The organism is Pseudomonas sp. TE24901, assembly GCF_054058375.1.
In genome coordinates this window covers 1-19,094 of the sequence record NZ_JBSSAF010000023.1, presented here as the reverse complement: position 1 = coordinate 19,094, position 19,094 = coordinate 1, and the positions used below count along the sequence as shown (strand labels likewise).

The 19,094-nt window shown below is 60.3% G+C and carries 20 protein-coding genes and 1 tRNA gene; 15 read left to right on the top strand and 6 right to left on the bottom strand.

The features are described 5' to 3' along the window. Nucleotides 1-64 precede the first annotated feature (64 nt). Together ACVWVP_RS29555 and ACVWVP_RS29550 are read left to right on the top strand one after the other, a co-directional pair. The gene (locus ACVWVP_RS29555) at nucleotides 65-736 is read left to right on the top strand and encodes a response regulator (protein ID WP_010212220.1); all 672 of its coding nucleotides are present in this window, start codon (nucleotides 65-67) and stop codon (nucleotides 734-736) included. After that, the gene (locus ACVWVP_RS29550; protein ID WP_457409576.1) at nucleotides 729-2,114 is read left to right on the top strand and encodes a sensor histidine kinase; all 1,386 of its coding nucleotides are present in this window, start codon (nucleotides 729-731) and stop codon (nucleotides 2,112-2,114) included. The genes ACVWVP_RS29555 and ACVWVP_RS29550 overlap by 8 nt, the downstream gene beginning before the upstream one ends. On the opposite strand, the gene ACVWVP_RS29545 is transcribed toward ACVWVP_RS29550, so the two are convergent. Next, nucleotides 2,115-2,936 carry an HDOD domain-containing protein gene (locus ACVWVP_RS29545; protein ID WP_178921046.1) on the bottom strand — a complete coding sequence of 274 codons (822 nt, stop codon included), beginning with the start codon at nucleotides 2,934-2,936 and terminating at the stop codon, nucleotides 2,115-2,117. 36 nt (nucleotides 2,937-2,972) lie between these two features. Beyond that, a complete protein-coding gene (gene ygfZ, locus ACVWVP_RS29540) occupies nucleotides 2,973-3,914 on the bottom strand; it encodes a CAF17-like 4Fe-4S cluster assembly/insertion protein YgfZ (RefSeq protein WP_178921047.1) in 942 nt (313 codons plus the stop codon). Nucleotides 3,915-4,054: 140 nt separating this feature from the next. Between ygfZ and ACVWVP_RS29535 the strand changes: the two genes are divergently transcribed. Together ACVWVP_RS29535 and ACVWVP_RS29530 are read left to right on the top strand one after the other, a co-directional pair. Continuing rightward, entirely contained in the window at nucleotides 4,055-4,309 is a 255-nt protein-coding gene (locus ACVWVP_RS29535) for an FAD assembly factor SdhE (protein ID WP_176999181.1), read from the top strand. Continuing rightward, on the top strand, nucleotides 4,293-4,739 hold the full coding sequence (locus ACVWVP_RS29530) for a hypothetical protein (protein WP_457409573.1): 447 nt from the start codon (nucleotides 4,293-4,295) through the stop codon (nucleotides 4,737-4,739). Before ACVWVP_RS29535 ends, ACVWVP_RS29530 begins: the two co-directional genes overlap by 17 nt. On the opposite strand, the gene nadB is transcribed toward ACVWVP_RS29530, so the two are convergent. Next, nucleotides 4,708-6,324 carry an L-aspartate oxidase gene (gene nadB, locus ACVWVP_RS29525; protein ID WP_178921050.1) on the bottom strand — a complete coding sequence of 539 codons (1,617 nt, stop codon included), beginning with the start codon at nucleotides 6,322-6,324 and terminating at the stop codon, nucleotides 4,708-4,710. The two genes, ACVWVP_RS29530 and nadB, sit on opposite strands and share 32 nt — an antisense overlap. 460 nt (nucleotides 6,325-6,784) lie before the next feature. Here nadB and rpoE point away from each other — a divergent pair, with 460 nt between their 5' ends. The 4 genes from rpoE (at nucleotide 6,785) to ACVWVP_RS29505 (ending at nucleotide 10,635) form a co-directional block, all read left to right on the top strand. Then, a complete protein-coding gene (rpoE, locus tag ACVWVP_RS29520) occupies nucleotides 6,785-7,366 on the top strand; it encodes an RNA polymerase sigma factor RpoE (RefSeq protein WP_003172477.1) in 582 nt (193 codons plus the stop codon). Nucleotides 7,367-7,398: 32 nt separating this feature from the next. Beyond that, nucleotides 7,399-7,986 (top strand): sigma-E factor negative regulatory protein, encoded by a 588-nt coding sequence (locus tag ACVWVP_RS29515; RefSeq protein ID WP_065882095.1) that lies wholly within the window; start codon nucleotides 7,399-7,401, stop codon nucleotides 7,984-7,986. A 15-nt stretch (nucleotides 7,987-8,001) separates the two neighbouring features. Then, nucleotides 8,002-8,961, top strand: a complete 960-nt coding sequence (locus tag ACVWVP_RS29510) for a MucB/RseB C-terminal domain-containing protein (RefSeq protein ID WP_457409571.1) — start codon at nucleotides 8,002-8,004, stop codon at nucleotides 8,959-8,961. Between the two features lie 234 nt (nucleotides 8,962-9,195). Continuing rightward, a complete protein-coding gene (locus ACVWVP_RS29505) occupies nucleotides 9,196-10,635 on the top strand; it encodes a DegQ family serine endoprotease (RefSeq protein WP_178921052.1) in 1,440 nt (479 codons plus the stop codon). A gap of 66 nt (nucleotides 10,636-10,701) precedes the next feature. Here the strand turns inward: ACVWVP_RS29505 and ACVWVP_RS29500 are convergent, their stop codons facing one another. Further along, complete coding sequence (locus tag ACVWVP_RS29500; RefSeq protein WP_178921053.1) at nucleotides 10,702-12,135, bottom strand: M48 family metalloprotease; 1,434 nt, start codon at nucleotides 12,133-12,135, stop codon at nucleotides 10,702-10,704. Nucleotides 12,136-12,230: 95 nt separating this feature from the next. On the opposite strand from ACVWVP_RS29500, the gene ACVWVP_RS29495 reads away from it, so the two are divergent. Together ACVWVP_RS29495 and ACVWVP_RS29490 are read left to right on the top strand one after the other, a co-directional pair. Further along, on the top strand, nucleotides 12,231-12,470 hold the full coding sequence (locus ACVWVP_RS29495) for a sulfurtransferase TusA family protein (protein WP_178921054.1): 240 nt from the start codon (nucleotides 12,231-12,233) through the stop codon (nucleotides 12,468-12,470). A gap of 30 nt (nucleotides 12,471-12,500) precedes the next feature. Further along, on the top strand, nucleotides 12,501-13,571 hold the full coding sequence (locus ACVWVP_RS29490; RefSeq protein WP_176999174.1) for an AI-2E family transporter: 1,071 nt from the start codon (nucleotides 12,501-12,503) through the stop codon (nucleotides 13,569-13,571). 114 nt (nucleotides 13,572-13,685) lie between these two features. Here ACVWVP_RS29490 and ACVWVP_RS29485 read toward each other — a convergent pair whose 3' ends face one another. Both ACVWVP_RS29485 and ACVWVP_RS29480 read right to left on the bottom strand, forming a co-directional pair. Next, nucleotides 13,686-14,159 (bottom strand): peroxiredoxin, encoded by a 474-nt coding sequence (locus tag ACVWVP_RS29485; RefSeq protein ID WP_259171716.1) that lies wholly within the window; start codon nucleotides 14,157-14,159, stop codon nucleotides 13,686-13,688. 10 nt (nucleotides 14,160-14,169) lie between these two features. Then, nucleotides 14,170-14,730, bottom strand: coding sequence for a glycine cleavage system protein R (locus ACVWVP_RS29480; protein WP_176999172.1), 561 nt, complete (start codon nucleotides 14,728-14,730; stop codon nucleotides 14,170-14,172). Between the two features lie 273 nt (nucleotides 14,731-15,003). Between ACVWVP_RS29480 and dapA the strand changes: the two genes are divergently transcribed. The 5 genes from dapA to ACVWVP_RS29455 all read left to right on the top strand — a co-directional run bounded on the left by dapA (nucleotide 15,004) and on the right by ACVWVP_RS29455 (nucleotide 18,692). Further along, the gene (gene dapA, locus ACVWVP_RS29475; RefSeq protein ID WP_178921056.1) at nucleotides 15,004-15,882 is read left to right on the top strand and encodes a 4-hydroxy-tetrahydrodipicolinate synthase; all 879 of its coding nucleotides are present in this window, start codon (nucleotides 15,004-15,006) and stop codon (nucleotides 15,880-15,882) included. A gap of 17 nt (nucleotides 15,883-15,899) precedes the next feature. Then, nucleotides 15,900-17,015, top strand: a complete 1,116-nt coding sequence (gene bamC, locus ACVWVP_RS29470; protein ID WP_178921057.1) for an outer membrane protein assembly factor BamC — start codon at nucleotides 15,900-15,902, stop codon at nucleotides 17,013-17,015. Nucleotides 17,016-17,019: 4 nt separating this feature from the next. Beyond that, a complete protein-coding gene (locus ACVWVP_RS29465; RefSeq protein ID WP_178921058.1) occupies nucleotides 17,020-17,778 on the top strand; it encodes an MBL fold metallo-hydrolase in 759 nt (252 codons plus the stop codon). Between the two features lie 27 nt (nucleotides 17,779-17,805). Continuing rightward, nucleotides 17,806-18,519: a phosphoribosylaminoimidazolesuccinocarboxamide synthase gene (gene purC, locus ACVWVP_RS29460; RefSeq protein ID WP_010212191.1), complete on the top strand. Its 714-nt coding sequence runs from the start codon at nucleotides 17,806-17,808 to the stop codon at nucleotides 18,517-18,519. 83 nt (nucleotides 18,520-18,602) lie between these two features. After that, nucleotides 18,603-18,692: transfer RNA gene (locus tag ACVWVP_RS29455), tRNA-Ser, on the top strand. The last annotated feature ends 402 nt before the right edge of the window (nucleotides 18,693-19,094 follow it).

Below are 19,094 nucleotides of genomic sequence, written 5' to 3'. Positions count from 1 at the left end.
GGTAGCGCCTGTAAACTGCCCGGCAAAGCGTGGCGTCGACCATGCCCGAATGAGGTAAAAAACCATGCGTGTCCTCCTGGTTGAAGACCATTTGCAGCTCGCCGAAAGTGTTGCCCAAGCGCTCAAGAGCACGGGTTTGACCGTCGACGTGCTGCACGATGGGGTGGCCGCTGACCTGGCCTTGAGCAGCGAGGAATACGCGGCGGCGATCCTCGACGTGGGGCTGCCGCGCATGGACGGTTTTGAGGTGTTGGCACGCTTGCGCGCCCGTGGGAAAAACTTGCCTGTATTGATGCTGACGGCTCGCAGTGATGTGAAGGACCGCGTGCACGGCTTGAACCTGGGCGCCGACGACTACCTCGCCAAGCCGTTTGAGCTGACGGAGCTGGAGGCGCGGGTCAAGGCGCTGCTGCGCCGCAGTGTGCTGGGGGGCGAGCGCCAGCAGGCATGCGGCGTGTTGGTCTACGACCTGGATACGAGGCGCTTCACCGTCGGCGGCGAGCTGATGACGTTGACCTCCCGCGAGCAGGCGGTGCTCGAAGCATTGATCGCCCGCCCGGGCCGAGTGATGAGCAAGGAGCAACTGGCCTCACAAGTGTTTGGCCTGGACGAAGAAGCCAGCCCGGATGCGATCGAGATCTACGTGCACCGCCTGCGCAAGAAACTCGATGGCCAGCCCATCGCCATCGTGACGTTCCGCGGCCTCGGCTATTTGCTGGAAGCCCGCGATGCATAAGCCCAGCAGCCTGCGCTGGCGGCTGCTATGGAACTTGGCGCTGTTGCTGGTGCTGTTGATGCTGGCCAGTGGCATGAGTGCCTATTGGAACGGTCGCGAAGCGGCCGACACGGCCTACGACCGCACGTTGCTGGCCTCGGCGCGCACCATCGCGGCGGGCCTGACTCAGGTGGACGGCACCCTCAGCGCCAACGTGCCGTACGTGGCCCTGGATACGTTTGCCTACGACAGCGCCGGGCGTATCTATTACCAGGTCAATGACATCGATCAGAAGCTGATCTCGGGCTACGAGCACTTGCCCGGCCCACCGCCGGGCACGCCGCGCACCGATGACTACCCGGCGCTGGCGCGCTTCTACGATGCGGTGTACCAGGGCCAGCCTGTGCGTGTGGTGAGCCTGCTCAAGGCCGTTTCCGAACCGAACATGAACGGCATGGCGGAAATCCGCGTGGCAGAAACCGATGAAGCACGTGTGGCCATGGCTCGTAGCCTGATGGCTGACACTTTGTTGCGCCTGGGCATGCTGGCCATTGGTGCGTTACTGCTGGTGTGGTTCGCCGTGAGTGCAGCATTGCGCCCGCTGGAGCGCCTGCGAACGGCGGTGGAAGAACGTCAGCCCGACGACCTGCGCCCGTTGCCGCTGGTGGAAGTGCAGCATGAGTTTGGCCCGTTGGTGCGTTCCCTCAACCACTTCACCGAACGCCTGCGCGGGCAGTTTGAGCGCCAGGCGCAGTTTATTGCCGATGCGGCCCACGAGTTGCGCACGCCCTTGGCAGCGCTCAAGGCCCGGCTCGAACTGGGCCTGCGCGCCGAAGACCCGGCGACCTGGCGCAGCACCCTGGAAACCGCCGCCCAAGGCACCGATCGCCTGACGCACCTGGCCAATCAGTTGTTGTCCCTGGCCCGTATCGAGAACGGGGCCCGGGCCATTGCCGAAGGCGGCGCCCAACTGCTCGACCTCAGCCAATTGGCCCGTGAGCTGGGCATGGCCATGGCGCCTTTGGCCCACGCACGCGGTGTTGCGCTGGCCCTGGAGGCGGATGAACCCGTGTGGTTGCGCGGGGAGCCGACGCTGCTCAATGAACTGCTGAGCAACCTGGTGGACAACGCCCTGGCCCACACGCCACCGGGTGGCAATGTGATTTTGCGGGTGACGGCGCCGGCGGTGCTGGAAGTGGAAGATGATGGCCCAGGCATCCCGCTGGACGAGCGGGATCGGGTGTTCGAGCGATTCTACCGCCGCAGTCAGCAGGGCATGGGCTCGGGGTTGGGCCTGGCAATCGTGGGTGAAATCTGCCGGGCGCACCTGGCACAGATCAGCCTGCACGATGGCGAGCAGGCGGGGCTGAAAGTGCGGGTGAGTTTTATCGCGGGTTGATCAATAGAACATCGAACGGGCTTCGTCCAACTCGACGCGCAAGGCGTCGCTGTAAGGATCGACCCGCAGTTTCTTGATCGCCGGCAGGGTAGAGACCGGCACGCTGGCCAATGGGTGATCGGTGCCGCGATGGCAATAAAGCACGGCGACTTGTACCAGGTCGATGTAGTCCAGGCTGGCCGAATCGCGCGCCAGGTCGAGGTATTGGCCGGGCAGTCGGGCGAGCATCTCCGGGAAATCCCAGCCGCTCAGCAGCTTATCGCCCAACAACGGGTGAATGCTCTCGATGACGTGGTTGAGACTGACCGGGTCCGAAAGCAGCTCGTAGTGGTCTTCGGCGTACGTCAGGATCGGCAGTACACCGATCTGGTGCACCAGGCCACCGAGGGCCGCCTGGTCTGGCTTGAGTTGGCTGTGGCTACGACATAGGGCATAACTCACGCCCGCCACTTCCAGGCTGCGGCGCCACACTTCACGCATTTTTTGTTCGACCACGTCAGAGCGGGCGTGGAAGATCTGCTCCATCACCAGGCCAATCGCCAGGTTGCTGCTGTAGTTGGTGCCTAGCCGGGTGATGGCGGTGTGCAGGTCGGTGACTTCCTGCGTTGCCCGCAACAAGGGGCTGTTGACCACCTTGATCAGGCGCGCCGACAGGGCGGTGTCGCGACCGATCACTTTGCTCAAGTGGCTGATGCTGATTTCCGGGTCTTCTGCGGCCTGGCGAATGTTCAGGGCCACTTCCGGCAATGTCGGCAGAACCAGGTCATCGTTGTCGATGGCCCTCACTAAAGCCTGTTGGACTTTTTCCGCCAGCTTGTTCATTCATGATCTCTAGGGTGTTGCAAAAAGGTACGGCGATTAACGCTGGATCTCTCGGTCACGGTCGAGCGTGTAAGGCAGGTCGAGCAGGTGCAGGCCGGGGCCTTCCAGTGTGCCTAAGTGCACATCGCCACTATCGGCAGCTTCGGCTTGCAGCACAGCAAGAAGTTCAATCGTCTGGTCAGCTTTTGCTGCCAGCACCACTTCGCCGATCGAGCTGGCATGGCTGGGGGAAAACAGCGGGGTGCCTGGCTCGGGCATTTGCGGCGCATCGAGGCTCAAGTGATACAGGCGACGCTTGAGTTTGCCCAGGTACTGCATGCGCGCGACGATTTCCTGGCCGGTGTAGCAGCCTTTCTTGAAGCTGACGCCGCCTACGGCTTGCAGGTTGAGCATCTGCGGGATGAACAGCTCGCGGGTTTGCGGCATGACCTGGCCGATGCCGGCACGCACTTGGCCGAGCAGCCAGTCATTCAAGTCGGCTTCGTTCAAGTGGGCGGCCAATTGGCCGCGCACGGCATCGGCCTGTTCGGCTGGCACCCAGAGCTCGGCGCGGCCGGGGGAGACGCGGATGGCGATCAGGGCATCGGTGCGTACGACGCTGTCGGTGTCAGCCGGCAGCTCAAGGCCGAGGCTCGCCAGGGCTTGATCGGCATCCGCCAGGCCAAAGCGTGCCCAGGCGGCGCTTTCGTCGGTGAGCTTGGATTTGGAGAACACGGCGTATTTCTTCAGGTCGGCCAGTTGCGGTTCGAGCAGCTCGGTGGCCATGGCCAGGAGCACGCCATCACCTTGCAACAGGATGCGAAAGCTCGACTGCATGCGCCCTTTTTGCGTGCAGCGCGCGCCGAGGCTGGCCTGGGTGTCGCTCAGGTAATTGAGGTTGCAGGTCAGTTGCCCTTGCAGGAACTTGGCAGCGTCGGCGCCGCGGACGGCGAGAACGCCTTCGTGGGACAGGGGGCAGAAGAAAGCAGAGTCAGCCATGGGTCATCGCAGGTCAAAAAGTCATGGGTGCATCATAGAGGGGCGCCCGGCAAATGGATAGTTTCCGTATGGGGCGACCAAAGCCGACTGTTCCGGTGCCGTCGGGCCTGTATACTTGCCGCCTATTTGAGGAGCGCTCCATGGTCGAAGATGTAGAAATCAATCGTCTCTTCTGGCACAGCCGTCGTGGCATGCTGGAGCTGGACGTGTTGCTGGTGCCTTTCACCAAAGAGGTCTACGCGACCCTCAACCAGGTCGATCGCGACCTCTACGTCCGCTTGCTGACCTGCGAAGATCAGGACATGTTCGGCTGGTTCATGGAGCGTTCCGAATCCGAAGACCCTGAGCTGCAGCGCATGGTTCGGATGATCCTGGATCGTGTCCAGCCCAAGTAATCGATTCGAATGCCGCTGGCAGGCCTCACGGCTATTGTTGGCGGCGTATCTTTTTGCCCAGCTGTTCGCGCTGGGCGCCTGTTTTCTTGTTGATTTACCTTATTCGAGCCTCGGCCTGCTCTTGTGCTTGGCGCATGCCGCCTGGGTTTTACCGCGACACATCCTGCTGACTCACCGTTCGTCGGTTTGTGGCCTGCGTCGCGACGAGGACGGTTGGCAGTTGTTCAGTGCCGAGCGTGGTTGGCACGGCGTGCAACTGCGCCCCGACAGCCTGGCGTTGCCGTTGATCGTGGTGCTGCGCTATCGGGTGCCGGGGCGGTGGTGGGTGCGCTCGATCTGTGTGCCGAGGGATTCGCAGGTCGCCGATGTGCACCGGCGCCTGCGGGTACGCCTGAAGTTCAGCCGCCGTAGGTGGTTGGCACCAGGATAGTGTCCCGGGCTTCGGGCAGCATCTGCGGGTAGTCGAGGGTGTAATGCAGGCCCCGGCTTTCCTTGCGCTCCATGGCCGAGCGGATCATCAACTCCGCCACCTGGGCCAGGTTGCGCAGTTCGATCAGGTCGCGGCTGACTTTATAGTTGCTGTAGAACTCGTCAATTTCGTCGAGCAGCAAGCGCACCCGATGCTGTGCGCGTTGCAGGCGTTTGTTGGTGCGCACGATCCCTACGTAGTCCCACATAAAACGCCGCAGCTCGTCCCAGTTGTGGGCGATGATCACGTCTTCGTCCGAATCGGTCACCTGGCTGGCGTCCCAACGGGGCAGGGCGGCGGGCACCGCAATGCGTGGCAATTGTTCGAGGATGTCGGCCGCCGCTGAGCGGGCGTAGACGAAGCATTCGAGCAAGGAATTGCTGGCCATGCGGTTGGCGCCGTGCAGGCCGGTGAAGCTGGTTTCGCCAATCGCATACAAGCCCGGCACGTCGGTGCGACCGTGCTGGTCGACCATCACGCCGCCGCAGGTGTAGTGCGCGGCCGGCACCACGGGGATCGGGCCTTTGGTGATGTCGATATTGAAGGCGAGGCAGCGCTCATAGACGGTGGGGAAGTGGGTCTTGATGAAGGCTTCGGGCTTGTGGCTGATGTCCAGGTAGACGCAGTCGACGCCCAGGCGCTTCATCTCGTGGTCGATGGCGCGGGCGACGATATCCCGTGGCGCCAGCTCGGCGCGCGGGTCGAAGCGCTGCATGAAGCGCTCGCCGTTGGGCAGCTTGAGGTGGGCGCCTTCACCGCGCAGGGCTTCGGTGATCAGGAAACTCTTGGCTTGCGGGTGATACAGGCAGGTGGGGTGGAACTGGTTGAATTCCAGGTTGGCCACCCGGCAGCCCGAGCGCCAGGCCATGGCAATGCCATCGCCGCAGGCGCCGTCGGGGTTGCTGGTATAGAGGTAGACCTTGGCTGCGCCGCCCGAGGCAAGAATAGTGAAGCGTGCACCATAGGTGTCGACTTCGCCGCTGGCACGGTTGAGCACGTAGGCGCCGAGGCAGCGTTCGCCTTCCAGGCCCAGGCGTTTTTCGGTGATCAGGTCGACGGCGACACGCTGTTCCAGCAGTTCGATGTTGGGGCGCCGGCGGGCCTGATCGAGCAGAGTCTTGAAGATGGCAGCGCCGGTAGCGTCGGCCGCGTGGATGATGCGGCGATGGCTGTGGCCGCCTTCGCGGGTCAGGTGGAACTCGAAGCCGCCATCGTCACTGCTGGCGTGTTCGTCACGGGTAAAAGGCACGCCCTGGTCAATCAGCCATTGGATGGCTTCGCGGCTATGCTCGACGGTGAAGCGCACGGCCTCTTCGTTGCACAGGCCGCCGCCGGCGTTGAGGGTGTCTTCGACGTGGGATTGCACGGTGTCGGTGTCATCGAGCACGGCGGCGACACCACCCTGGGCCCAGAATGTCGAGCCGTTGGCCAGGTCGCCTTTGCTCAGTACCGCAATCCGCAGGTGGCTGGGGAGGGTCAATGCAAGGCTCAAACCGGCCGCGCCGCTACCAATCACCAGGACATCGTGTTGAAACTGTTGGCTCATTTGAAGGATTCCGCAAAAAGCGATCCGAAGGGGGCGCAAACAGGACGCCTGGATCGGCGAATCAAAGGGTCACACGGGCTACTAGTATATAGAGGGGGGGAGCGGCACAATAGCCGGGCATTCGTGGCAATGTGAGATTGCGGTGCACGGCTTGGGTCAGATCGGCCAGTTATTGAAACGGAACTTTTTGCATAGGCCCGAACTCAATAGCAGGTTGCCCGAAAGCTGGGAAAACGTTGAGTTTATTGGCCCGTCGGGAGCATTGGACGCGTCAGAAAACCGGCGACAAGATTATTCGCGCAGCCGGCGATGCCCGTGCTGCGCTTTTCGTGTGTGCCAAATCAGTGCGTGCCGGAAACTTGCTTGAAGGGGGAGAACTTTTGCGAAAAGCCCGAGTCTATGTTTGCAAGCCTGATCGTTTAGTTATGCAAGCCTCCTTCAAGTACAACGAGGAGTGTTCATGCTAACCCAGGAAGAGGATCAGCAGCTGGTCGAGCGCGTTCAGCGCGGTGACAAGCGGGCATTTGATCTGCTAGTGCTGAAATACCAGCACAAAATTCTCGGGTTGATCGTGCGGTTTGTGCACGACACCCATGAAGCGCAGGACGTTGCACAGGAAGCCTTTATCAAGGCCTATCGTGCACTTGGTAACTTCCGCGGTGACAGTGCGTTTTACACGTGGCTATACCGCATCGCCATCAACACGGCGAAGAACTATCTGGTGTCTCGCGGACGCCGCCCACCAGACAGTGATGTGAGTTCAGAAGATGCAGAATTTTACGATGGTGATCACGGCCTCAAGGATCTCGAGTCGCCGGAGCGTGCATTGCTGCGCGACGAGATCGAAGGCACCGTTCATCGCACAATTCAGCAACTGCCAGAAGATTTGCGCACGGCGTTAACTTTGCGTGAATTCGATGGTCTGAGTTACGAAGACATTGCGAGTGTTATGCAGTGTCCGGTGGGGACTGTAAGGTCACGGATTTTCCGGGCCCGGGAAGCCATCGATAAAGCCTTGCAACCGTTGTTGCAGGAAAACTAAAGACAGCGGCGACAGCCAAGAGAGGAACCGCCATGAGTCGTGATGCCCTGCAGGAATCGCTGTCCGCAGTGATGGATAACGAAGCGGATGAACTGGAACTTCGTCGAGTGCTCAACGCATTTGACGACGCCGAAACCCGTGATACCTGGTCTCGTTACCAAGTCGCTCGGGCGGTGATGCACAAGGATCTTCTAATCCCTCGTCTGGATATTGCTGCGGCCGTTTCTGCTGCGCTGGCTGATGAAGCCGTTCCGGCAAAGGCTGCTCGTGGACCTTGGCGTAGTCTGGGTCGCCTGGCAGTTGCTGCCTCGGTAACTGTTGCAGTATTGGCCGGTGTTCGCCTGTACAACCAGGACGAAATCGCCGGTGCCGAACTGGCCCAACAGACCCAGCAGCCGGTGATGGCGGGTCCTCAGGTCAAAGGCCCTGCGGTATTGGCCGGCTACAAGGAAAGCTCTGACAGCACCGGCCCGATGGCCAACGGTGTACTGCAAGGGCAATCCGGCTGGCAGGACCAGCGTCTTCCAGGCTACCTGCGCCAACATGCACAGGAATCGGCTCTGAAAGGCACTGAAAGCGCTCTGCCTTATGCGCGTGCCGCAAGCCTGGAAAACCGCTGATTCGTAAGGAGCTCTATGCGCGCCATACCGCTCCTTACGCTTTTGCTCAGTGGTTGGTTTGCACTCCCCGCCCACGCCGATGAAGCCCAAGACTGGCTGACTCGACTTGGGCGTGCAGAGCAGCAGCAAAGCTTCGAAGGTACGTTCGTCTATGAACGTAATGGCAGTTTCTCTACCCATGATATCTGGCACCGTGTCCAGGATGGCCAGGTCCGCGAGCGACTTTTGCAGCTTGATGGGTCCGCCCAAGAAGTCGTGCGGGTAGATGGCCGAACCCTATGCGTCAGTGGCTCCCTCGTTGCCGGCCTTGGCAACTCGCGGGATGGCTCTTCGCCCGCGCTTGATCCACAAAAACTCACTCAATTCTATGATCTGGCCGTCATCGGCAAGTCCCGCGTGGCCGGTCGTAATGCCGTGATTGTTTCAATCACCCCTCGCGACCAGTACCGCTATGGCTTTGAGTTGCACCTGGATCGTGAAACCGCACTGCCGCTCAAGTCGTTGCTGCTCAATGACCAGGGGCAGTTGTTGGAGCGCTTCCAGTTCACACGCTTGAATACGTCCGTAGTTCCGGATGATCGCAGCCTGCAACCCAGCAGCGAATGCACGCCTGTGGCCGTTTCTGATAGCAAGGCCCCACAGGTCGCCGCGACCCAGGCATGGCATCTCGACTGGCTGCCCCCTGGCTTCCAGCTCACCAATAGCAGCGCGCGTAAAGACGCCGAGACCAAATCCACGGTCGACAGCCTGATGTATGACGATGGGCTCGCACGCTTTTCAGTGTTCCTTGAGTCGACCGACGGTGCGAGCGTCACGGAGACCCGCACTCAGCTGGGCCCGACGGTCGCGGTGTCTCGCCGCCTGAATACGGTAGAAGGTGAGGTGATGGTGACGGTCGTCGGCGAAGTGCCCATCGGCACGGCCGAGCGCATTGCGCTCTCGGTACGCGGTGAAAAGACCGCTGCAAAACCGTGAGCCGTTAATCCTATGTTCATCCTGATCTTTCAATGTCGTTGCATGCTAGGTCTGTTGCCGAGAGCATGAAATGTCCGGATCAGTATTTTCACTTGCAAAAATCCCCTATGTTTTTTATAGGTCAGGGCCTGTTGGCTCTGGCCTTGTTTTGTTCGCGGAACAAAGATGTCGGTGGCAGTTTCCGGCGTTTCTTGAACCCTGTCGCTCAACCCTGCTCGTCGTAACGGGAGCTGTATGTCGATACCACGTTTGAAGTCTTACCTATCCATAGTTGCCACGGTATTGGTGCTGGGTCAGGCCGTGTCTGCGCAAGCAGCCGAACTGCCTGACTTTACCCAACTGGTTGAGCAGGCCTCGCCCGCCGTGGTGAACATCAGTACCACGCAGAAACTGCCGGATCGCAAAGTGTCGAACCAGCAGATGCCAGACCTGGAGGGCCTGCCACCCATGCTGCGCGAGTTCTTCGAGCGTGGCATGCCGCCGCAACAGCGCTCCCCTCGCAGTGGTGGTGGGCAGCGTGAAGCGCAGTCCCTGGGCTCCGGCTTCATCATTTCGCCGGACGGTTACATCCTCACCAACAACCATGTGATCGCCGACGCAGACGAGATCCTCGTGCGCCTGGCTGACCGCAGCGAGCTGAAAGCCAAGTTGGTGGGCACCGATCCGCGTTCCGACGTGGCGTTGCTGAAAATTGATGGCAAGGACCTGCCCGTGCTGAAGCTGGGTAAATCCCAGGACCTGAAAGCCGGCCAGTGGGTCGTCGCCATCGGCTCGCCATTCGGCTTTGACCATACCGTCACCCAAGGCATCGTCAGCGCCATTGGCCGTAGCCTGCCAAACGAGAACTACGTGCCATTCATCCAGACCGACGTGCCGATCAACCCGGGCAACTCTGGTGGTCCGCTGTTCAACCTGGCTGGCGAAGTGGTGGGGATCAACTCGCAGATCTACACCCGTTCCGGTGGCTTCATGGGCGTTTCCTTTGCGATCCCGATCGACGTGGCCATGGACGTCTCCAACCAGCTGAAAAGCGGTGGCAAGGTCAGCCGCGGCTGGTTGGGTGTAGTGATCCAGGAAGTGAACAAGGACCTGGCTGAGTCCTTCGGCCTCGATAAGCCGGCCGGCGCACTGGTTGCGCAGATCCAGGACGATGGTCCGGCTGCCAAGGGTGGCCTGCAAGTGGGTGACGTGATCCTGAGCATGAACGGCCAGCCAATCATCATGTCGGCTGACCTGCCGCACCTGGTGGGTGCGCTCAAGGCTGGCAGCAAGGCCAAGCTTGAGGTGATCCGTGAAGGCAAGCGCCAGACCGTTGAGCTGACCGTCGGTGCGATTCCGGAAGAAGGCGCAACCCTGGATGCCCTGGGCAACGCCAAACCTGGCGCCGAGCGCAGCAGCAACCGTTTGGGCATTGCCGTGGTCGAGCTGACCGATGAGCAGAAGAAGAGCTTCGACCTCAAGAGCGGTGTCGTGATCAAGGAGGTCCAGGACGGCCCAGCTGCGCTGATCGGCCTGCAACCTGGCGATGTGATCACCCACCTGAACAACCAGGCGATCAACTCCACCAAGGAGTTCACCGACATCGCCAAGGCGCTGCCGAAGAACCGTTCGGTGTCGATGCGCGTCCTGCGTCAGGGGCGTGCGAGCTTCATCACCTTCAAGCTGGCCGAGTAAGCCGCCAGTAAAATAAAAGCCCCGCCTTCGCTAAGCGAAGGCGGGGCTTTTTTGTGGGCGATGGGTTTAGCTCATCATCCCTTTTACCAGGCGCTCCTGTTCGATCAGCTCACGTTGGCGCGCGTCAATGCGCGAAGACAGCGGGAAGTTGTTGCCGGCGCGGCGCTTGGCAAAGTCCAGTTGCTGAATGGCCTGCTGGAAGTCGCCCACCAAGGCGAAATACTCGGCACGCGCCTGATGCAGGCCGATGATGTTGCCGGACAAACCGCGTGTTTCGGCGACCTGGTACCACACGTCCGGGTCATCGGGGCGCGACTTGAGCAAGCCATCCAATGCCTTCTCTGCATCGGCCGTGCGGTTCTGTTTGAGCAGCAAATCTACCCGTACCTGGTTCAACGGATAGTTGCCGGGGTACTGGGTGAGCATGCGGTCGGTGCGTTGCTGGGCGTCTGGCAAACGGCTGCTGGCGATATCCAGTTCGATCTGCGCCAGGTTGTACGTGATGTCGTTGGGAGCTTTCGCCAGCAGCGGCGCCAAGCTTTCCCGTGCCTCTTTGTACTGGGTGCCCTTGATCTGGGCGATGGCCAAGCCATAGCGCGCCACATCGTTTTTCGGGTTTTCATCCAGCTGCGCCTGGAAGCGTTTGGCCGCGAGTCCGGGCGTATCCTCGTATTGCAACTGCACCCGTGCACGAATCAACTGATAGCGCAGGCTGTCTTCCTTGCCGCCTGGCTTGGCCTGCTCCGCACGGTTGCGGGTGTCGGCAATCCGGGACTCGGTCACCGGGTGAGTGAGCAGGAATTCCGGTGGCTTGGCGTCGAAGCGGTATTGACGCATCAGGCGCTCGAACATGGTGGGCATGGAGCGCGGGTCGTAGCCGGCCTTTTCCAGGTTGAGGATGCCGATACGGTCTGCTTCCTGTTCGTTCTGGCGGGAAAACCGACGCTGCTCCTGGATGGCCGCAGCCTGGCTACCGGCAATCGCGGCAATCCCTGCATCGCCCGCACCGGCCGCCGCCGCGATGATGCCGCCGAGCAGGGCTGCCATCATCGGGATCTGCATGCGCGATTGTGCCTCCACGCCCCGTGCGAAGTGGCGCTGGGACAAGTGAGCCAATTCGTGGGCGAGCACCGAGGCGTATTCACCTTCGGTCTGGGCATTGAGGAACAGGCCGCCGTTGACGCCCACGATCCCGCCAGGTGCGGCAAAGGCGTTGAGCTGCGGGCTGTTGATCAGGATGAACTCCAGGCGCCGGTCATTGACCTGGCTGGTCTCTACCAGCTTGTACACGCTGGTTTCGACGTAGTCCTTGAGCTGGGGGTCATTGAGTTGCGAGACCTGGCCGCGCAGGTAAGCGAGCCATGCGCGACCCAATTGGTATTCCTGTTGCGGCGAGACAATGGCAGAACTGGCGTCGCCAAGTGACGGCAGGTCGTCAGCAAAGCCCGGAGAGGCCAGCAGGCAAGCCAGCGTCAGCAGGGTAGGGCGCAAAAAAGTCATGCACAAAGCCTTTCGACAAAGAGCTTACTGTAGCCGGACACTGAGCTTCGGACCAGATATTCTAAGCAGCCCGAACCCATGCCCGGAGTAAATTCATGACCGACGCTGTAGCCTTTGATGCCGAGCTTGATGCCAGTGGCCTCAATTGCCCGTTGCCTTTGCTTAAGGCCAAACTGGAACTCAATCGGCTGGCCAGTGGCGCGGTTCTCAAGGTAACTGCCACGGACGCTGGCTCCCAGCGGGATTTCCGGACGTTTGCCAAGCTGGCCGGTCATACGCTGCTGCACGAAGAAGACGCTGGCGGTGTGTACCGCTACTGGTTACGCAAGGCCTGAACCGTTTGCCCCACCCGCCGAGGTTGATTGATGTTCAAAGTGTTACGAGACTGGATTCAGCGCTACTTCTCCGATGAGGAGGCCGTGGTGCTGGCTGTCCTGCTGTTCCTGGCCTTTACCGCAGTTCTCACCCTCGGAGGGATGTTGGCGCCGGTGCTGGCGGGGATGGTTTTGGCGTATCTGATGCAAGGCCTGGTCACCACGCTGGAGCGCCTGCGTCTGCCAGGCGGGGCGGCAGTGGGGTTGGTGTTTGCGTTGTTCATGGGCGTGTTACTGGTCTTCATTGTGGTGGTCGTGCCGTTGCTGTGGCATCAGTTGATCACCTTGTTCAACGAACTGCCGGGCATGCTCGCCAAATGGCAATCGTTGTTGCTGCTGCTGCCAGAGCGGTACCCGCATCTGGTGTCGGATGAACAGGTGTTGCAGGCCATCGAGGTGGCGCGCGGTGAGATCGGAAAGTTCGGGCAATGGGCGCTGACCTTTTCCCTGTCCAGCCTGCCGCTGCTGGTCAACATCATGATCTACCTGGTACTGGTGCCGATCCTGGTGTTCTTCTTCCTCAAGGACCGCGCGATGATTGGCCGCTGGGTACGCGGCTACCTGCCGCGCGAGCGGGCGCTGATCACGCGGGTGGCCGAGGAAATGAACCGGCAGATTGCCAATTACATTCGTGGCAAGGTCATCGAGATCGTGATTTGCGGAGGTGTCACCTACATCGCCTTTGTCGCCCTCGGGCTGAACTACGCAGCGCTGCTGGCATTGCTGGTGGGGGTGTCGGTGGTGGTGCCGTATGTGGGAGCAGTGGTGGTGACCGTGCCGGTGATGTTGATCGCGTTGTTCCAGTGGGGGTGGAGCGACCAGTTCATCTACCTGATGGCGGTCTACGGCATCATCCAAACCCTGGATGGCAATGTGCTGGTGCCGCTGCTGTTTTCCGAGGCCGTCAACCTGCACCCAGTGGCGATCATCTGTGCGGTGCTGCTGTTCGGTGGGCTGTGGGGGTTCTGGGGTGTGTTCTTTGCGATCCCCCTGGCGACGCTGTTCAAGGCAGTGCTGGATGCGTGGCCACGACAAGAGCCTGTGGTTGCGCCGCTGCTTTAAACGTTGTGGTGGAATTGAAGACGCTATCGCCGGCAAGCCGGCTCCTACAGGAGAATGCGTTCCACATGTAGGAGCCGGCTTGCCGGCGATGTGATCAAAAGGTTGCCGCAGCCATCAAGCCTTGTTCAAGGCTTGAGCCGCTGCCAAAACGGCATCCACATGTCCGGGCACCTTCACGCCGCGCCATTCCTGGCGCAACACCCCATCCTTGTCGATGAGGAAAGTGCTGCGGTCCACGCCCAGGTACTCCTTGCCGTACAACTTCTTCAGCTTGATCACGTCAAACAGCTGGCAAACCGCCTCGTCTTTGTCGCTGATCAGCTCGAAAGGGAATTCCTGCTTGCCCTTGAAGTTCTCGTGGGATTTCACGCTGTCGCGTGACACGCCGAAGACTTCGGTGTTGGCCGCCTTGAAGGCTGCGTACTGGTCACGAAAACCCTGGCCCTCGGTGGTGCAACCCGGGGTGCTGTCCTTGGGGTAGAAGTAGATCACCACTTGCTTGCCTTTGAGGGCTGCGAGGCTGAAGGTCTGGCCGCTGGTGGCCTGGGCTTCGAAATCGGCCACGGGTGTGTCGAGGGCTACCGGCATGGGGTTTTCCTTACATTGGGTTCTGTGGGCGCCATGGTTCGATCAGGGCGTCGAGGTTCAGCGCGTCGGCAAAATCCAGGAACTGGTCACGCAGCCAGCTTATCTGCACGCCGGGCGGCAAGGTCACGGTGAACGTGGCGTTGAGCATGGTGCCGCCGGTCTGCGGGGCCTGGTAGGTATCGCAAGTCAGGTTCTCCAGCTCGACGTTGTGGTCGATGAAGAACTGGCACAGCTCGTTGACGATGTCCGAACGGTAGGCCGAGCTGACGTAGGCAACATACGGCAGCGCCTGCGGGCGATTTTCCAGTGCGGCGCTGCGCACGACATTCACGGTGAAGTCGTGTTTCTTGGCCAGGCCCGGCAAGCCGGTTTCCAGGCGCGCCAGGGCGTCCCAGGTGCCGGAGATCTGCAGGACCAGCGCACTGCACTCGCCATGGCGAGTCAGGCGGGAGGTCACGACGGCGCAGCGGTTCTCATGGCTGGCGCGGCACAGGACGTTGGTCAGCTCCATGGGGTTGGCGCCGAGGGCACTGATAACAAGGAATTGTTCGCGAACTGTGGGGGTGGACATGCAGCCTTCCTAAAGCGATGAGCGGTCGATACCGTGTGGGCTGTATCGATCAAAGGATGAAGGGTAGCGAAAAGCGCCGCCAAGGGCTAGGAGGTGGCGTTTTCATTGCGTGATCGGTCGAATTTCATCCCGTCTGAAGTCATGCTTTGGCCCAATGACGGCATTGCCCATCGTTTACTTGCCCCAGAACGCATCCTCACGCGGTACTTCGCTTGTACAAGCATCTTGGCGCCAGTACCATTACGGCTCTCTTTTTCCGGCAGGAGCGGTTGCATGATTGCGGGCAGTATGGTGGCACTGGTCACACCCATGGATGCACAAGGTCATCTCGACTGGGACAGCCTGGGCAAACTGGTGGACTTCCACCTGCAAGAAGGCACCAACGCCATCGTGGCGGTCGGCACCACAGGTGAGTCGGCCACCCTCGATGTGGAAGAACACATCCAGGTCATCGAATTTGTCGTCAAGCGTGTTGCGGGCCGCATCGCCGTAATCGCCGGCACGGGCGCCAACTCGACGCGCGAAGCGATCGAACTGACCAAAAACGCCAAGAAGGCCGGCGCCGATGCCTGCCTGCTGGTGACTCCGTACTACAACAAACCGACCCAGGAAGGTTTGTACCAGCACTTTCGCGCTATTGCCGAAGCGGTCGATATCCCGCAGATCCTCTACAACGTACCCGGCCGCACCGCATGCGACATGCAGGCTGCGACCGTGATCCGCCTGTCCACCGTGCCGAACATCATCGGCATCAAGGAAGCCACGGGCGACCTGCAACGCGCCAAGGACATCCTGGCCGGCGTGAGCAGCGACTTCCTGGTGTACTCCGGTGACGACGCCACCGCTGTCGAGCTGATCCTGCTGGGTGGCAAGGGCAACATCTCCGTGACCGCCAACGTGGCCCCGCGTGCCATGAGCGAACTATGCGCCGCCGCCATTGCCGGCGACGCAGTGACCGCCCGCGCGATCCACGAGAAGCTGATGCCGCTCAACAAGACACTGTTCATTGAATCCAACCCTATTCCCGTGAAATGGGCGCTGTTCGAGATGGGCCTGATGCCGGACGGTATCCGTCTGCCGCTCACCCGTCTCAGCGAAGCCTGTCACGAACCGCTGCGACAGGCCCTGCGCCAGTCCGGCGTCCTGGTTTAATTGAGGAAGCACTACGCATGAAGCGATTGGCCGGACTTTCCGCACTTGCCTTGATTATCTCCAGCACCAGTGGCTGCGGTTGGATCTGGGGCCCGGAAGGCTACTTCCGTGACCGCGGTAGCGATTACCTGGAAGCCCAAGCAACCAAACCGATGCAACTGCCGCCGGACGTCAACGTCGCCAAGCGCCTTGACCCGTTGCTGCCGATCCCGCGTAACGTTGCCGACGACACCACCAAGGGTGAGTACGTGGTACCTCGCCCGCAGCCGATTTCGGCCGTGGCGGATGCCAGCGACTACAGTCTGCAAAAAAGCGGCGACAACCGCTGGATCATGGCCCAGCGCCCACCTGCCGAAGTCTGGCCGGTGGCCCTGCAGTTTTTCCAGGACAATGGTTTTCGCATTGACGAGCAGCGCCCACAGACCGGTGAGTTTACCACCGCCTGGCAGCAGGGCAGCGAGCTGTCCGCCAGCATGGCTAAGCGCCTGCAGGCCGGTGGCGTAGCCGCTGACAGCGAAGCCCGTGTGCGTGTGCGCATCGAGCCTGGCGTGCAGCGCAATACCAGTGAAGTCTACGTGGTCAGCGCCGAGCGTCCTGCCGGCAGCACCGCCAATGTTGATTTCACCAACCGCTCGGTCAACACCGGTGTGGACTCCGCGCTGGTCGACGAGATGCTTGCCAGCATGAGCCGTATCTCTGAGAAGGGCGGTTCCGTGTCCCTGCTTGCCGCACGTGACTACGACACGCCAAACCGTGTCAGCCTCACCGAAGACGGCAGCGGCAACGTGGTGCTGAACCTGGGCGAAGACCTGGACCGTGCCTGGGCCAGTGTCGGTCGCGCGTTGGAGCAGGGCCCTTGGCGTGTTGAAGACATCAACCGCAGCCTGGGCCTGTACTACATCAACGTGGCTGAAAAGGCCGAGAAGAAAGATGAAGAGCCAGGTTTCTTCGGCAAGTTGTTCGGCAGCAAGCCGACCAAGGAAGAGATCGAGACCCGTGCCGAGCGTTACCAGGTTCGTTTGAGCAAGGTGGGCGACAGCGTACAAGTGACCGTCGAGAAGAACATCAATACCGTCGCGCCAGCTGAAACAGCGCGCAAAGTGTTGGGTGTGATTCAGGACAACCTGGGCTGATCCAATGCGTTTTGCCGTTCTCGGCAGCGGTAGCCAAGGGAACGGCACGCTGGTCGCACATGACGACACTTATGTGCTGGTCGATTGTGGTTTCTCGTTAAAAGAAACCGAGCGGCGCCTGCTGCGCCTGGGGGTTCACCCCGCGCAGCTGAGCGCGATTCTGGTGACCCACGAACATGCCGATCACGTGCATGGCGTGGGTTTGCTGTCTCGGCGCTACAATCTGCCGGTGTACCTTAGTCGTGGCACGTTGCGCGGGATGCGCAAGCCCATTGAACCTACTGGTTTCCTGGCCGGTGGCGAGAAACTGCAAGTCGGTGCCTTGAGTATTGATGTGATTGCCGTGGCGCATGATGCCCACGAGCCGACGCAATACGTCTTCAATGGGGGAGAGCGGCGCTTCGGTGTGCTCACCGACCTGGGTTCGTACTGCGCTAGGGTGCTGGAGGGCTACCGTGACCTCGATGCGTTGATGATCGAGTCCAACCACTGCCGAGACCTGTTGGCTCGCGGTCACTATCCGTACTTTCTCAAGCAGCGGGTGGGCGGCGAGCTGGGACATTTGAACAACCACCAGGCGGCGTACCTGGTGTATGAGTTGGGCTGGCAAGACCTGCAGCACCTGGTCCTGGCCCACCTGAGCAGCAAGAACAACCTGCCGCAGCTTGCCCGGCAATGTTTTGTCGACACCCTTGGGTGCGACCCGGACTGGCTGCAACTGGCCGATCAAGATTCAGGGCTCGATTGGCGACACATCGCCTAGCCCACCCTTTAGTAAGCGGAGCCCATCATGGAAAAACGTGAAGAACTCTACCGCGGTAAAGCCAAGTCGGTGTACAAGACCGACGACGCCAACCGCCTGATCCTGCTGTTTCGCAACGACACCTCGGCGTTCGACGGCAAGCGCATCGAACAACTTGATCGCAAAGGCATGGTGAACAACAAGTTCAACGCCTTCATCATGCAGAAGCTCGAAGCGGCCGGTATCCCGACCCAGTTCGATAAGCTGCTGGGCGACAACGAGTGCCTGGTCAAGAAGCTGGACATGATCCCGGTCGAGTGCGTTGTACGTAACTACGCAGCCGGCAGCCTGGTCAAGCGCCTGGGCGTGGAAGAGGGCCTCAAGCTCAACCCTTACACCTTCGAGTTGTTCCTGAAGGACGACGCCAAGGGCGACCCGTTTATCAACGAATCCCACGTTGTGGCATTCGGTTGGGGCACCGCTGAACAACTGGCTCGCATGAAGGAGTTGTCCCTCAAGGTCAACGACGTGCTGAGCAAATTGTTCGACGACGCCGGTCTGCTGCTGGTCGACTTCAAGCTGGAGTTCGGTGTGTTCCACGACGGCTCTATCGTGCTGGGTGACGAGTTCAGCCCGGACGGCTGCCGCCTGTGGGACAAGGACACCAAGAAGAAGATGGACAAAGACCGCTTCCGCCAGGGCCTCGGTGATGTGATCGAAGCTTACGAAGAAGTTGCCAATCGTCTGGGTGTTCCGCTTTAATCGACGCAAGCATCTGATAGCACGGAAAAAAATCGCTTTTGGGGTTTGCTTCTGCGAAACACGCTGTTATGATGCGCGCCGTTGGAGAGATGCCAGAGTGGCCGAATGGGACGGATTCGAAATCCGTTGTACCTTCACCGGTACCTAGGGTTCGAATCCCTATCTCTCCGCCATACTTGTACTTAAAGGCCCCATTTATGGGGCCTTTTTGCATTCTGCGGTTTCTGTTTTAAGTCTGTTCTTCACTTCATGCTGTTTTGCGAGATTTTGCTCTCTATAGCTCTTTAATAAGTCTGTGGATGCTGTGATGTGATCGCTCGGTGAGACGATGCCTGGCAGGTGCGCGATTTCACGCCCTATCTTTGGTTGCGACAACTATTGATTGGATGGCCCGCTGAAGCAGGCTTTTATAGCGGCAATCTTCGGCTCTTTGATGAGTAAAAAGAATTTCTAAAACGGGGTTGACCGCATAATTTAAATCTGTAGAATTCGCCTCCCGCTAACGAGAGATCGGAAGCGCAAGTGGTTGAAGTTGTTGAAGAAATCTTCAAAAACTTCTGAAAATAATCACTTGA